Raw genomic sequence first — 14,158 nt, forward strand, 5'->3', positions numbered from 1 at the left:
GCACAGAGTGCGCCATTTTTATTACCAGAACTCTTACTTACGGTAAGAGTGAGCCTGGTTGTCCAGACGCTGGTTAGCGCGAGCTGCGTCGTCTTTAGCAGCCTGAACGTCGGAACGCATTGCGTTCACGTCGTTGCTCAGCTGGTCAACTTTAGCGTTCAGAGTCTGAACGTCAGAAGACAGCTGATCGATTTTAGCATTGCTGGAGCAACCAGCCAGCAGAGTAGAACCCAGGATTACCGCGCCCAGTACCAGTTTAGTACGATTCATTATTAATACCCTCTAGATTGAGTTAATCTCCATGTAGCGTTACAAGTATTACACAAAGTTTTTTGGGATGAGAATATTTTTTTTACCTGAACGCACTTATTTTTGATCGTTCGCTCAAAGAAGCATCGAATTGCTCAGAATCGCTGAAAAAGGCGAGTGAAAACAGCGCGCTTCCATCGGATTCATCTTAGATAATCCCTTATTAAATAGTAAATTCCGATTTGCATTTTTAATAGGAAGAGCTAATCAATGAATAAAAAAAAGCGCCCCGCGAGGCGCTTTATTAAAAAAAACCAATTAACCTGTAAATTATTACAGCACGTGTACGGAAGCGGTATTAGTCGTGCCGCTCGGCACTAATGCGCCGGAAACCATCACCACTACGTCGCCTTTACGCGCGAGGCCGCTCTTCAGCGCCAGGTCTTTGCCCAGATGATAGAAATCATCGGTAGAGGCAATCTCTTCCACCAGCTGCGGTACCACGCCTTTGCTCAGCACCAGCTGACGAGCGGTGGTTTCGTTGGTGGTCAGCGCCAGGATGGTGGCATCCGGGAAGTATTTGCGCACAGCGCGTGCGGATTTACCGCCCTGGGTGGCGACCACGATCAGCGGCGCTTCCAGTTTCTCAGCGGTTTCTACCGCGCCGCGGCACACCGCTTCGGTGATGCGCAGTTTACGGTTGTCGTTGTTGAAGTCCAGACGGCTGGTCATCACGCGGTCGGTACGTTCGCAAATGGTCGCCATGATGGTGACCGCTTCCAGCGGGTATTTACCTTTCGCGGATTCGCCGGACAGCATCACCGCATCGGTGCCGTCGAGGATGGCGTTAGCCACGTCGCCGGCTTCAGCGCGGGTCGGACGCGGGTTCTTGATCATGGAGTCCAGCATCTGGGTGGCGGTGATAACCACTTTACGCGCGCGGATACATTTTTCGATGATCATTTTCTGGGCGAAGATAACTTCTTCAACCGGGATCTCCACGCCCATGTCGCCACGCGCAACCATGATGCCGTCAGACGCTTCGAGGATTTCGTCGAAGTTGTTCAGGCCTTCCTGGTTTTCGATTTTGGAGATGATCTGGATGTTTTCACCGCCGTGGGCTTTCAGGTGCTCACGGATCTCGACGACGTCGGAACGTTTACGGATGAAGGAGGCCGCGACGAAGTCCACGCCCTGTTCGCAACCGAAGATCAGGTCCTGTTTGTCTTTCTCAGCCAGCGCCGGCAGGGCGATGGAGACGCCCGGCAGGTTAACGCCTTTGTTCTCGCCAAGATCGCCATTGTTCAGCACTTTACAGATAACTTTGTTGCCTTCGATAGCCGTGACTTCCATGCCGATCAGGCCATCGTCCACCAGGACGGTGTTGCCGACGGCGAGGTCGGAGGTGAAGCCTTCATAGGTTACCGCAACGATTTCGTTGTTGCCGATGACGGATTTATCGGTAGTGAAGGTGAAGGTCTGGCCTGCTTTCAGGGAGACGTCGTTGCCGCCTTCCAGCTTGATGGTACGAATTTCCGGCCCTTTGGTGTCCAGCAGAATAGCGGCTTTCTTACCGGTTTTGCTCATCACATTGCGCAGGTTCTGGATGCGCTGACCGTGTTCCGCATAGTCACCGTGGGAGAAGTTCAGACGCATCACATTCATGCCGGCTTCCAGCATTTTGGTCAGCATCTCTTCAGATTCGGTTTTCGGACCGATGGTGCAAACAATTTTGGTCTTTTTCATGACAGTTTTAGTCTTTAAGTTGTGAAGGATATGGAATTCTCGCTCCGCGGGCGCACTGCCGGGGAGCCAAACCTGTATTACGAAAGTTGCTAAGCCACGCCCTAAGGATAGGTGACAACCCTGAAGCGTGCAGAAGAATGTGTGCTGGCGGTTCAGCCCATGAAATGTGGCAAGGTGTTATGCGTTTTATCATGCAGTCCAATGCGCTGAAACCATTCAAGAAAGAATCGAAGCGCATTATACGCTGCCGAAATCAAAAAGGAAAATAAAAACCTCGTTTCAAATTATGGACAAAACGCGTAACAAAACCGGCACGTTATGCAAAAATCTACGCAACACACTTTTTCGTCACCGGCTATGAAAAAGGGTAAAAGAAATGGATTATTTCGCTATCATGAGCCGGTAAAATGCGTCATTGAACCTTTAAAGTGGCGATGGTTTGCGTTGTGCGGGAAATCTATCAATAATGATTTGATTGATAATGATAAAATACGAGCCAAATTCTATGGGAAATAAAGCGAAAGACGACGACCTGTACCAGGAAATGTGCCGCGTGGTGGGTAAAGTCGTGCTGGAAATGCGTGACCTGGGTCAGGAGCCGAAACACATTGTCATTGCCGGTGTGCTGCGCACCTCGCTGGCGAACCGCAAAATCCAGCGTTCGCCGCTCACCGTGGAGGCTATGGAGAAAGTCATTCATGCGCTTTCCGGGCACTGATCCCTTACGCCGGCGGGTCAGGAAATCACGAAGCGGATCACCGCCCTGACGGCAATGTCACAATGGTGAGCCACCATCGCTTCATCGTCGATGGCGGGTAGCGGATCGTCAAGATACAGGCTGCTGAAGGTGTAGAAGTTCGACACCTGATAAAAGCTGAAGCTGCTGATTAACCGGTGGACATCGCGCGCGTCGAGCCCCGCCTGAAAGACGCCCTGCTGCTGGCCGCGCAGTAAAATGTCTTCCAGTATCGACAGGGCGGTACGATTCAGCGGCTTCAGTTCACCCGAGCTTTTTAACCACTTGCCGCGCTGCATATTCTCCATGCAAATGACGCGCATATAGTCCGCATGGGTGGCGTGATAGCGCACGCTCCAGCGCACCAGCCGCACCAGCGCCTCCACCGGCGGCACATTCTCCAGCCCCAGCTGCTGCTCGGTTTCGCGGATCCGCGCATACACATGCTGCAGCACCTCCTGATAGAGCTGTTCTTTGCTTTTGAAGTAGTAAACCACCATGCGTTTGGTGGTCTGCGCCTCGGTGGCGATCTGCTCCATGCGGGCGCCTGACAGCCCGTGTTCAGCAAAGACAGCGATAGCGGCGCTGAAGATCCGCGCCTTCAGGGATTGTGCTTCATCATGGGCAACGACGGTCATGGCAACTCCTTTTTCTTGGGTGACAAAAAATACACATAATGATCACAATTTAGCAACCTGGTATGGCGCAAATGAACCAAATGATACATATTCAAGGCTTACGTCAGCTGTTGACCCGAGGACCTTATGCTGCGCTCTATCGCCACCGTTTCGATTTCCGGCACCCTGCCTGAGAAGCTGCACGCTATTGCGGCGGCGGGGTATCAGGGGGTGGAAATTTTCGAGAACGATCTGCTCTATTATACGGGGACGCCGGCGGAAATCCGCCAGCTTGCCGCCGATTTAGGGTTAAAAATCACGCTTTTTCAACCCTTTCGCGATTTTGAAGGCGCCAGTCGGGCGCAGTTTGCGGCGAATATGGCCCGCGCTCGGCGCAAATTTGCTCTGATGCACGAGCTGGGCTGCGAGACGCTGCTGCTGTGCAGCAATGTGCAGCCGGACTGCTCGGCGGATAGCGAATTGCAGGTCGCGGACCTGCGGGCGCTGGCCACGCTGGCGGAAGAGGAGGGGATCGCTATCGGCTATGAGGCCCTGGCCTGGGGAACCCATGTGAACCGCTGGCAGCAGGCCTGGGAGCGGGTGCGGCGGGTGGACAGCCCGGCGTTGGGCCTGGTGCTCGACAGCTTCCATATTCTGGCCCGCGGCGACACGCTGGACGCGCTACCGTCGGTGCCGGTGGAGAAAATCACCTTTGTACAGCTCGCCGATGCGCCGTATATGAAAATGGATTTGCTGGAGTGGAGCCGCCACTTCCGCTGCTTTCCCGGACAGGGGGAGCTGCCGCTGGAGGCGTTTGCCGAGCAGATCACCCGCTGTGGCTACCGCGGCCCCTGGTCGCTGGAGATCTTTAATGACGGTTTTCGCGCCTCGCCGAACGGCGCGACGGCCAAAGATGGTTATCGTTCGCTGCTGTGGCTGGAGGAGCAAACCCGCCGTCGGCTCCCGACGTGCGATGCCGATCTGTTTTCACCGCCGCCGCTGCCGGTCTATCACGGGCTGGAGTTTATCGAGTTTGCCGCCAGCGCCGCCGAGGCGCAGCGCCTGGGGCAACATCTGCAGGCGCTGGGTTTTCAGCACGAGGGAAGCCACCGCTCCAGACAGGTGACGCTGTGGCGCAACGGCGGGGCGCGGATCGTCATCAACCATCAGCCGCACAGCTGGGCCGACCATTTTTATCAACGCCACGGGGTATCGCTCTGCGCGATGGCGCTGCGGGTCGAGCAGAGCGCGTCGCTTGTCGCCCGCGCCCGCGCGCTGGGGTATGCCACCTGGCAGGGCGACGCCGGGCCGAACGAAACGCCGATCCCGGCGATCTGCGCCCCCGACGGCAGCCTTATCTATCTCATCGACGCCGGGGAGGCTATCTACGAGCGCGATTTTCATCTGCGTGATGGCGTGACGGTGCGCGAGGATTATCTCGGTATCGATCATCTGGCGCTGGGAATGGAGGCCGACAGCCGCGATAACTGGGTGATGTTCTTCCGTACGGTGTTTGGTTTTTCCCTTGAGCATGAGCAGACGCTGCCGGACCCGTATGGACTGGTGCGCAGCCTGGCGGTGCGCAGCCCGCAGGGCGATATCCGTCTGGCGCTGAATATTTCGCAGAGCCGGGCGACGCAGATCGCCCGTTCCGTTGCCTGCTACCAGGGGGCGGGGCTGCAGCATGCCGCCTTTGCCTGCCGCGATCTGCCGGCCGCCTGCGACCAGCTTGCCGAGGTTGCCCGCCATACGCTGCCGATCCCGGCCAATTATTATGACGATTTGCTGGCGCGCTTTGGCGGCGAGCTGGACGTCGGGCAGCTTCAGCGCCAGCAGCTCCTCTATGACCGCGATCCGCAGGGGGGAGATTTCCTGCATCTTTACACCCGGCCCTTTACCGCTGGCCGCTTTTTCTTTGAGTTAACCGAGCGCCGGGCTGGCTATGCGCTCTATGGCGCAGCGAATGCGGCCGTCCGTATGGCGGCGATGCAGTATTGTTAGCCTGAATCAAATGGTTCATTATGCGTTAAACACAATAACAACACCCTCTGTACCCGAGACAGGAACCGACTATGAGCTCATATAGCCCTAACCCGACGGCTGCCGCCCAGCCAGCCGTTACCGTGCGCCGCTCCCGGCGGCGTATCGGCATTCTTGCGCTGTTGGCCATTGGCACCATGATCAACTATCTCGATCGCACCGTACTGGGGATCGCCGCCCCAAAGCTCACCGCTGAGCTGGGGATCGACCCGGCGATCATGGGAATCCTCTTCTCCGCCTTCGCCTGGACCTATGCTCTGGCGCAGATCCCCGGCGGATTGTTTCTCGACCGCTTTGGCAACAAAGTGACCTACTTTTTGTCACTGACCCTGTGGTCGCTGTTTACCCTGTTCCACGGCATGGCGGTGGGGCTGAAGACGCTGCTGCTGTGCCGCTTCGGGCTCGGCATTAGCGAAGCGCCGTGCTTTCCGGTCAACAGCCGGGTGGTCAGCGCCTGGTTCCCACAGCAGGAGCGGGCGAAGGCCACGGCGGTGTACACCGTGGGGGAGTATCTCGGGCTGGCCTGCTTTGCGCCGCTGCTGTTCTGGATCATGGACGGTTTCGGCTGGCGGGTGCTGTTCGTCAGCGTTGGCGCCGTCGGCATTCTGTTTGCCCTGGTGTGGTGGCGCTGCTACCGCGAACCGCATGAAGATCCGCGTCTTAGCCCGCAGGAGCGCGAGCATATCGAAAACGGCGGCGGCCTCAGCGCCCCGACCGACCAGCAGGTGGCGTTCAGCTGGCCGCTGGTCCGCCAGCTGCTGAGCAAACGGCAGATCATCGGCGCCAGCATCGGCCAGTTTGCCGGCAATACCGTGCTGGTGTTCTTTCTCACCTGGTTCCCCACCTGGCTGGCCACCGAGCGGCATATGCCCTGGCTGAAGGTTGGCTTCTTCTCCATCCTGCCGTTTGTCGCCGCCGCCGGCGGGGTGATGTTTGGCGGCTGGCTCTCCGACAAGCTGCTGAAAGCCACCGGGTCAGCCAACCTCGGTCGTAAGCTGCCGATCGTTGCCGGCCTGCTGATGGCCAGCTGCATCATCACCGCCAACTGGCTGCAGAGCGACCTGGCGGTGATCCTGGTGATGTCGTTTGCCTTTTTTGGCCAGGGGATGGTGGGCCTCGGCTGGACGCTGATCTCCGATATCGCCCCGAAGGGGCTGGGCGGTCTGACCGGCGGCCTGTTTAACTTCTGCGCCAACCTCGCGGGGATCCTCACCCCGCTGGTGATCGGCTTTATCGTTGCCGGGTTCGGCAATTTCTTCTACGCCTTGATCTACATCGGCGGCGCCTCGCTGTTGGGCGTGGTGGCCTATCTGTTTATCCTCGGCGACGTCAAACGTATCGAGTTATCGCAGTAAGCAAAGGAGCAAGGCATGGTGATTAGTGGGAATACGCGGCTGATAGCGCACCTTGGCTATCCGACCGCCAGTTTTAAGGCGCCGATGATCTACAACCCGTGGTTCGTTGACCAGCAGGTGGACGTGAAGGTGGTGCCGATGGGGGTCAGGCCGGAGGACTACGCCGCGTTTATTCCGCCGCTGTTTACGATGACCAATATCATCGGCGCGCTGGTGACGATGCCGCATAAAATCGCCACCTGCGATCTGGTGCAGCGCCTGAGCCCGACGGCGGCCATCGCTGGCGCCTGCAATGCCATCCGCCGCGAGGCTGACGGTAGCCTGAGCGGAGACATGTTCGATGGCGAGGGATTTGTGCTGGGCCTGCGTCGTAAAGGGTTTAACCCGCAGGGGACGCGGGCGCTGGTGGTTGGCAGCGGCGGGGTGGGATCGGCTATCGCCGCCTCCCTCGCGGCGGCGGGGGTCAGCGCCCTGACCCTGTACGATACCCGGCCCGAGGTGGCGCACGCCCTCGCCGGGCGGCTGCATCAGCACTATCCGCAGCTCGATATCACCCTGATGCAGCCCGATCCTGCCGGACACGAGCTGGTGGTCAATGCCACCCCGCTGGGGATGAAGGCCAGCGATCCGCTGCCGCTGGACGTTGACCGTCTGGCGCCAGGCGCCTGGGTGGGGGAAGTCGTCATGACTCAGGAGTCCCCCCCGCTGCTGAGGGCCGCTCAGGCACGACAGTGCCACATCCAGCGCGGGACCGACATGCTGTTTGAAATGATCCCTGCCTATCTGCGCTTTTTTGACCTACCGGTAGCCACCCCCGAGCAGCTGCGGACCCTGGCAGAAATTCGCTACTGACGCGACGGCAAACCGGGTAATATAGCGCTATATTATCCGGTTTATAGCGACCTCTTATGACAAACACCACTCTCACGCTGCTGGCGGCGGGAAGCCTGAGAAGCGCTTTCCTGCCGCTGGTGGCGCACTTTCGGCAGCACACTGGCCTGGCGGTCGATGCGCAGTTTGGCCCTGCCGGCCTGCTGCGCGAGCGGATCGAAGCCGGGGCACCGTGCGCGGTTTTTGCTTCCGCCAACGCGGCGCACCCGCAGGCGCTGCTGCAGGCGGGTCTGGCGCAGGAATGCCAGGGATTTGCCAGCAACCAGCTGATGCTGACCGCCAGGCGGTCGCCGGACAACGATGGCCTGGACTGGCTGGCGCTGCTCAGCACGCCCCGCCTGCGGTTGGCGACCTCCACGCCAGGCTGCGATCCGTCGGGAGATTATACCTGGCAGCTGTTCGCCCGAATTGAGGCACGCTATCCAGGGTTGGGCAACGCGATGGCCGGGCGGGCGCAGCAGCTGGTCGGCGGCAGAGACTCACTGAGCGTGCCGCCGGGAGAGATAGCCGGCGCGTGGCTTATTCGCCAGAATCTGGCGGATCTGTTTATCGGCTATGCTCACTATGGCCCCGCGCTGGCCACCTGCGACGTTCTGCGTACCCTGACCATCCCGGCGCCGTGGAATATTCGCTGCGATTACCAGCTGGCGCGTCTCAGGGCCGATCCCGCCTCGCTGGCCCTGTATCGCTTTATCCTCGGCGACGTTGGCCAGGGGTATCTCCGGCAGGCGGGTTTTATGCCGTTCAGCGACGCAGCGTAAACCCCGGCGCCAGCAGAGGGAACGCGGAGGCGGCATGGCGGATCAGGCGTACCGGCAGGCCGTACGCTTGCCGGAGATGCGTTTCGCTCAGTACGTCGGCGGTCTCACCCGCCAGCCACCGGCCCTCCGGCAGCAGAAGCAGCGTATGGCTGGCCACCTGTAGGGCGTGGTTGGGATCATGGGTGGTGAACAGGACGGTGCGCGCCTGGCGGTGGGCGAGGTCGCCGATCAGCTGCAATACCACCTGCTGGTTACCAAGGTCCAGCGCCGAGCAGGGCTCATCCAGCAGGATATTCTGGCTGGCGCTGACCAGCGCGCGGGCAATCAACACCAGCTGCTGCTGGCCGCCGGAGAGGGCACCGAAGTCATCTTCGGCCAGGGCGGCAATCCCCAGCTGCGCCAGCGCCTGCTCAACCCGCCGGGCATCCTCCTCGTCCGGCTGGGCAAAGAGATCCACGTGACGGGCCCGGCCCATCAGCACCACATCGCTCACGCGCCAGCGAAAAGCGGGACGAAACGACTGCGGAACCAGGGCCACGCCGCCCTCGCACTGCATCTCGCCGCCCAGCGGCGGCAACACGCCGGTCAGGGTATCCAGCAGGGTACTTTTTCCCCGGCCATTGGCGCCCAGCACCGCCCAGATCTCACCGGGCCGGCAGGCCAGCGTGAGCGGGGCGAAGAGCGGCTGACGGTGGCCGTAGCGTAGCGCTTGCAGCGATAATGAGCTGTTCATCGGGTCGTACTCCGGCGTCGGGATTGCACCAGCAACACGGTAAACAGCGGCGCCCCGAGCAGGGCGGTGATGATCCCGATCGGGATCTCCGCCTGGGTCAGCGTACGCGCCAGATCGTCCACCACCAGCATCAGCGCGGCGCCGAGCCAGAAGGCGGTGGGCAGCAGGCGACGATGGTCAGCCCCTACCAGCAGACGGGCGAGGTGCGGGACCACCAGACCCATCCAGGCGATGCTGCCGCTGACCGCCACCTGGGCTGCCACCAGCACCGCGCAGCAAACCAGCACGCCGCGACGCAGCGCGGCCACCGGAACGCCAAGACTGCGGGCATCCCGTTCCTCCAGGGCCAGCAGGTTGATACGCCAGCGCAGCTTCCACAGCACCCCGGCGGCAAGCGCCAGGGGCAGGGACATAAGCAGTACCTTATGCCAGCTGGCGGTCGCGAAGCTGCCGAGCAGCCAGAAAACGATGTTCGGTAACGTCTCTTCGCTGTCGGCGAGGTACTGCATCAGGCTGACCAGCGCGGCGAAGAAGCCGCTAAGAATGATCCCGGACAGAATCAGCCCCAGCGTGCTGTCCCGCCCCTGCAGGGCGGCGAGGGCGTAAATCAGCCCCAGCGCGACGAGGCCGAAGAAAAAGGTCGAGGCCATCATCAGCAGACTGCCGACGCCCAACAGGATCGCCAGCGTGCCGCCGAAGGCGGAGCCGGCGGTCACCCCGATGATGTGCGGGTCCACCAGCGGGTTCTGGAACACGCCCTGCAAGGTGGCGCCGCACAGCCCCAGCGCGCCCCCGGCCAGCAGGGCCATCACCACGCGCGGCAGGCGAACCGACCAGACGATCTGCCCGATCACCCCTTCTCCTGGCGGCAGATGGACCAGGGTGTGGCCAACGGCGCTCAGGCTTAACGGGTACTGGCCGAAACAGAGCGAGGCGACCGCGATCGCCAGCGTCGCCAGCGCCAGGCTTCCCTGCACCAGCCAGGGCTGAGAGTTAGCGGGCATCTGGCGTCCACGCCACGCGGTAAAAACGCTGATAATAATCCCTGGCTTTACTGTCCACATCGATGCTCTGGTAGCGCGCAGGATAGAGTTTTTTCGCCATCCACAGCTCACCCAGCGCCAGGGCCTCCGGCATCGGGTAACCCCAGGCTTTGGCATACTCCGGCATCAGCCACACGCGGTGATGTTTCACCGCATCGATCGTCTGCCACTGCGGGTCGTTCTCTATCTGTTTGACCACCTGCGGATAACGGTCCTGGACGAAGATCACCTGGGGGTTCCACTCCAGCACCTGCTCCAGCGACACCTGGCGGGCGCCTTTTACGCTGGCGGCCGCCACGTTCAGCGCCCCGGCGTGCGCCATCATCAGCCCGGTATATTTGCCAGCGCCATAGGTATTCAGATCGGGGTTGGCCATGTACACCCGCACCCGCTGGTTCTGGGGAATATCGGCCACCGGCGCATTGGCTTGCTTGCGCGCCTCGAAGGTGTAGTGAATCAGCGCCTCGGCCTCGGGCTGGCGCTCGACCACCTCGCCGATAAGGCGGATCCCCTCCATCAGCCCGGCGTTATAGGCTTGCTCTTCGTCAGCCATGGTGGGGTTCATTTTATTTTTTTCCCCGGCGGCATCGTGACGCAGCGAGATGGCCACTACCGGGATCCCGGCCTGTTGGATCTGCGCGATCATCGCCGGCGGCGCATAGTTGGCGACGAAAACCACCTGCGGACACAGCGCCAGCAGGCTTTCAATATTGACCTGGGTAAGATCGCCCGGCGTCGCCAGCTGCGCGATCTTCGGCATAAAGCGGGCGAACTGCGGCCCGAGCTGTTTCTGCCAGCTGCTTAAGACGCCGACGATATCCTCGGCGGCATGCAGTTGTACCAGCAGGTTGAGCGTCTGATGCTGCAGAACCACAACGCGGGTGACGTGGTCGGGGAGGGTGACCTGGCGACCCAGCTGGTCGGTGACGGTGCGGTCGGCGAAGGTCTGGCCGGTGAAAAGGCTGGCGCTGAGCAGCGTCAGGCCCAGCAGTAAGGGGTGTTTTGACATGGTGTGGCCCGAATGGCGTGAAAATTCGTTGTGTATTAAATTATATAACGAAGCCGGGCGCAATGGTTGATCGCATTTATCCTCATCACGATCAGGGCATTTCGTACCACACTTCTTCATCCTCCATGCGGGCTTCTATCTGTCTCGCCACCCTCTGCAGCGCAGGGAGATGCTTCTGCGCCGCCTGCTCAATGGTCATCGCGCTGGCGATATAGACCAGGTTCAGGCAGCCGATAACCCGCTGCTGACTGCAGACCGGCACGGCGATCGAGGCGATTTTCTCCTCCTGCCGCCAGCCGCGGAAGTTTTCGCCATAGCCGTTCTGGCGGGTGCGGGCGAGGATCGCCGCCAGCCGTTCCGGTTCGCGGGCCAGCTGATACTCAGCTTCCGGACGGGCGGCCAGCATGCTGACGACGGCGTCGCGTTCCGCGTCGGGGGCAAAGGCCAGCCACGTCAGTCCGGAGGCGGTGAGCAGCAGCGGCAGCCGCCGTCCGACCATCGCGCGGTGAAACGACAGTCGGCTGAAGCGGTGGGTAGTCTCGCGCACCACCATGGCGTCGACGTCGAGGGTGGTGATGTCCGTTGGCCACTGCACCTCGCGCAGCAGCTCGCCGAGCAGCGGCGTGGCGAGGGCAGAAATCCAATGTTCGTCACGAAATCCATCGCTCAGTTGGCGGACGTTAATGGTCAACCGGAAGCTGTCATCGGAGCGGCTGCGGCGGACAAAACCCTCCTCCTGTAGCGTCTCCAGCAGCCGGCGCACGGTGGTGCGATGCAGGCCGCTAAACTCCGCCAGCAGGCCCGGCGTCGCGCCGCCGTCGAATTTATTTAACAATTTTAATAACAATAAACCCCGGCTTAATCCGCGCACCGTTTTGTACGCTGCGGACTCATCGTCACGCATAAATCCTCCATTAAAATGCTTTAAAAACAGTGTGGTGCACCTGGTGCACATTCGATGATGTTTTGATTGTAGCCGAAAACCCCCGCCCTATACTCAGCCCATTATAAAAATACGTTTACACATGATTAACAAATTGCCTGTCAGCCGGGCAGTTTCCGAGTCGTGAGGTCGCTGAGAATGACAACATCTACACCCGATATTCAACCCGCCGTGCAGCATACCGCTCAGGTCGCCATCGTTGGCGCCGGTCCGGTTGGTCTGATGATGGCCAACTACCTTGGCCAGATGGGCATCAGCGTGCTGGTGGTGGAAAAGCTCGCCACACTGATCGATTACCCGCGGGCCATCGGCATTGACGATGAATCCCTGCGGGCGATGCAGGCGGTGGGGCTGGTGAATGACGTGCTGCCGCATACCACGCCGTGGCACGCCATGCGTTTTCTCACCCCAAAAGGCCGCTGCTTTGCCGATATCCAGCCGATGACCGATGAGTTTGGCTGGTCGCGGCGCAACGCCTTCATTCAGCCGCAGGTCGATGCGGTGATGTATCACGGTCTGCAGCGTTTCCCGCAGGTCCGCTGCCTCTTCTCCCGCGAAGTGGAAGCCTTTAGCCAGACCGGTGACAGTGTCACGTTAAATCTTAAAGGATCGGATGGCGAACGGGAGACGGTGCGCGCGGACTGGCTGGTGGCCTGCGACGGCGGCGCCAGCTTTATTCGTCGTACGCTGAACGTCCCCTTCGAAGGCAAGACCGCGCCGAATCAGTGGATCGTCATCGATATCGCTAACGACCCGCTGGCCACTCCGCACGTTTATCTGTGCTGCGACCCGGTGCGACCCTACGTTTCCGCCGCGCTGCCCCACGGCGTGCGCCGCTTTGAATTTATGGTGATGCCCGGAGAAACCGAAGCTCAGCTCAGCGAGCCGCACAATATGCGCCGTCTGCTGAGCAAAGTGCTGCCGGACCCGGACCGCGTCGAGCTGATCCGCCAGCGGGTCTATACGCATAACGCCCGCCTTGCCGAGCGCTTTCGCATCGACCGCGTGCTGCTGGCCGGCGATGCGGCGCACATCATGCCGGTCTGGCAGGGGCAGGGATATAACAGCGGCATGCGCGACGCCTTCAACCTGGCGTGGAAGCTGGCGCTGGTGGTCAATGGCAAAGCGGGAGAGACGCTGCTCGACAGCTACCAGCAGGAGCGCCGCGACCACGCGAAAGCGATGATTGACCTGTCGGTTACCGCCGGCTACGTGCTGGCGCCGCCGAAGCGCTGGCAGGGGGCCGCGCGCGACGGCCTCTCCTGGCTGCTGAACTACCTGCCGCCGGTGAAGCGCTACTTCCTCGAAATGCGCTTTAAGCCGATGCCGCAATACCGCGAGGGGGCGCTGCTGACCGACGGCGCCAGCAAAACCTCGCCGGTGGGCAAAATGTTTATTCAACCGCAGGTGACGCTGGAGAGCGGCGAGAGCGTGCTGCTCGACGACGTCATCGGCGCGAATTTCGCCATTATCGGCTGGGGCTGCAACCCGCAGTGGGGGCTCGACGCCGGGCAGATCGCCCGCTGGCGCGCGATTGGCGTGCGCTTTATCCAGGTGGTGCCCGAGGTGCAGATCCATCGCGAGCAGGATAACGCCCCCGGCACGCTGCGGGTGGGCGACAGGCAAAATCGCCTGAAGAGCTGGTTTGCTCAGCATAACACCGCCATCGCCGTGGTCAGACCGGACCGCTTTGTCGCCGCTCTCGCCATCCCGCAGACTCTCGGCGCGCAGCTGACCGCCCTGGCGGAAAAAATGACCCTCGCAACCGGGGATACCGCCCACGCTGAAGAGAAGGTGGCCTGATATGCATGCCTATTTGCACTGTCTCTCCCACACCCCGCTGGTGGGATTCGTGGACCCGGAGCAGGCGGTCCTTGATGAAGTGAACCGGGTGATTGCCGACGCCCGGCGGCGGATCGCTGAATTCGATCCCGAGCTGGTAGTGCTCTTCGCCCCCGATCACTACAACGGTTTTTTCTATGACGTGATGCCGCCGTTCTGCCTCGGGGTCGGCGCCACCGCCATCGGCGACCTC

General features: G+C 60.8%; 15 protein-coding genes and 1 pseudogene. 9 read left to right on the forward strand and 7 right to left on the reverse strand.

The annotated features are described in order from the left end of the window. Window positions 1-33 precede the first annotated feature (33 nt). Complete coding sequence (locus HMPREF9538_RS04515) at window positions 34-270, reverse strand: major outer membrane lipoprotein (RefSeq protein ID WP_002908860.1); 237 nt, start codon at window positions 268-270, stop codon at window positions 34-36. Between the two features lie 312 nt (window positions 271-582). Then, the gene (pykF, locus tag HMPREF9538_RS04510) at window positions 583-1,995 is read right to left on the reverse strand and encodes a pyruvate kinase PykF (RefSeq protein WP_002908859.1); all 1,413 of its coding nucleotides are present in this window, start codon (window positions 1,993-1,995) and stop codon (window positions 583-585) included. 137 nt (window positions 1,996-2,132) lie between these two features. On the opposite strand from pykF, the gene HMPREF9538_RS32480 reads away from it, so the two are divergent. From HMPREF9538_RS32480 to fumD, 3 genes are all read left to right on the forward strand, one after another. Next, entirely contained in the window at window positions 2,133-2,264 is a 132-nt protein-coding gene (locus HMPREF9538_RS32480; protein WP_004217210.1) for a hypothetical protein, read from the forward strand. Window positions 2,265-2,352: 88 nt separating this feature from the next. Further along, entirely contained in the window at window positions 2,353-2,511 is a 159-nt protein-coding gene (locus HMPREF9538_RS31840; RefSeq protein ID WP_020317048.1) for a hypothetical protein, read from the forward strand. Beyond that, a complete protein-coding gene (fumD, locus tag HMPREF9538_RS04500) occupies window positions 2,501-2,713 on the forward strand; it encodes a fumarate hydratase FumD (RefSeq protein WP_004180357.1) in 213 nt (70 codons plus the stop codon). The genes HMPREF9538_RS31840 and fumD overlap by 11 nt, the downstream gene beginning before the upstream one ends. A 17-nt stretch (window positions 2,714-2,730) precedes the next feature. Here fumD and HMPREF9538_RS04495 read toward each other — a convergent pair whose 3' ends face one another. Further along, the gene (locus HMPREF9538_RS04495) at window positions 2,731-3,369 is read right to left on the reverse strand and encodes a TetR family transcriptional regulator (protein ID WP_002908844.1); all 639 of its coding nucleotides are present in this window, start codon (window positions 3,367-3,369) and stop codon (window positions 2,731-2,733) included. Window positions 3,370-3,495: 126 nt separating this feature from the next. Here HMPREF9538_RS04495 and HMPREF9538_RS04490 point away from each other — a divergent pair, with 126 nt between their 5' ends. The 4 genes from HMPREF9538_RS04490 to HMPREF9538_RS04475 all read left to right on the forward strand — a co-directional run bounded on the left by HMPREF9538_RS04490 (window position 3,496) and on the right by HMPREF9538_RS04475 (window position 8,395). After that, complete coding sequence (locus HMPREF9538_RS04490) at window positions 3,496-5,349, forward strand: bifunctional sugar phosphate isomerase/epimerase/4-hydroxyphenylpyruvate dioxygenase family protein (protein WP_009486082.1); 1,854 nt, start codon at window positions 3,496-3,498, stop codon at window positions 5,347-5,349. Between the two features lie 71 nt (window positions 5,350-5,420). After that, window positions 5,421-6,743, forward strand: coding sequence for an MFS transporter (locus HMPREF9538_RS04485; protein ID WP_009486083.1), 1,323 nt, complete (start codon window positions 5,421-5,423; stop codon window positions 6,741-6,743). Between the two features lie 15 nt (window positions 6,744-6,758). Beyond that, window positions 6,759-7,595 (forward strand): shikimate dehydrogenase family protein, encoded by an 837-nt coding sequence (locus HMPREF9538_RS04480; protein ID WP_009486084.1) that lies wholly within the window; start codon window positions 6,759-6,761, stop codon window positions 7,593-7,595. A 56-nt stretch (window positions 7,596-7,651) separates the two neighbouring features. Beyond that, complete coding sequence (locus tag HMPREF9538_RS04475) at window positions 7,652-8,395, forward strand: substrate-binding domain-containing protein (RefSeq protein ID WP_009486085.1); 744 nt, start codon at window positions 7,652-7,654, stop codon at window positions 8,393-8,395. On the opposite strand, the gene HMPREF9538_RS04470 is transcribed toward HMPREF9538_RS04475, so the two are convergent. The 4 genes from HMPREF9538_RS04470 to HMPREF9538_RS04455 all read right to left on the reverse strand — a co-directional run bounded on the left by HMPREF9538_RS04470 (window position 8,379) and on the right by HMPREF9538_RS04455 (window position 12,084). Then, complete coding sequence (locus HMPREF9538_RS04470; protein ID WP_004151841.1) at window positions 8,379-9,128, reverse strand: ABC transporter ATP-binding protein; 750 nt, start codon at window positions 9,126-9,128, stop codon at window positions 8,379-8,381. The genes HMPREF9538_RS04475 and HMPREF9538_RS04470 overlap by 17 nt on opposite strands. After that, the gene (locus HMPREF9538_RS04465; RefSeq protein ID WP_009486086.1) at window positions 9,125-10,132 is read right to left on the reverse strand and encodes a FecCD family ABC transporter permease; all 1,008 of its coding nucleotides are present in this window, start codon (window positions 10,130-10,132) and stop codon (window positions 9,125-9,127) included. Before HMPREF9538_RS04465 ends, HMPREF9538_RS04470 begins: the two co-directional genes overlap by 4 nt. Then, on the reverse strand, window positions 10,122-11,180 hold the full coding sequence (locus HMPREF9538_RS04460; protein WP_009486087.1) for an ABC transporter substrate-binding protein: 1,059 nt from the start codon (window positions 11,178-11,180) through the stop codon (window positions 10,122-10,124). The genes HMPREF9538_RS04465 and HMPREF9538_RS04460 overlap by 11 nt, the downstream gene beginning before the upstream one ends. 91 nt (window positions 11,181-11,271) lie before the next feature. Then, window positions 11,272-12,084, reverse strand: a complete 813-nt coding sequence (locus tag HMPREF9538_RS04455) for a DNA-binding transcriptional regulator (RefSeq protein WP_009486088.1) — start codon at window positions 12,082-12,084, stop codon at window positions 11,272-11,274. A 177-nt stretch (window positions 12,085-12,261) separates the two neighbouring features. Here HMPREF9538_RS04455 and HMPREF9538_RS04450 point away from each other — a divergent pair, with 177 nt between their 5' ends. Together HMPREF9538_RS04450 and mhpB are read left to right on the forward strand one after the other, a co-directional pair. Next, the gene (locus HMPREF9538_RS04450; protein ID WP_009486089.1) at window positions 12,262-13,926 is read left to right on the forward strand and encodes a bifunctional 3-(3-hydroxy-phenyl)propionate/3-hydroxycinnamic acid hydroxylase; all 1,665 of its coding nucleotides are present in this window, start codon (window positions 12,262-12,264) and stop codon (window positions 13,924-13,926) included. A 1-nt stretch (window position 13,927) separates the two neighbouring features. Continuing rightward, a pseudogene (mhpB, locus tag HMPREF9538_RS30535) lies at window positions 13,928-14,158 on the forward strand (3-carboxyethylcatechol 2,3-dioxygenase); the annotation flags it as partial.

The organism is Klebsiella sp. MS 92-3 (genome assembly GCF_000195655.1).
Lineage (GTDB): Bacteria > Pseudomonadota > Gammaproteobacteria > Enterobacterales > Enterobacteriaceae > Klebsiella > Klebsiella pneumoniae.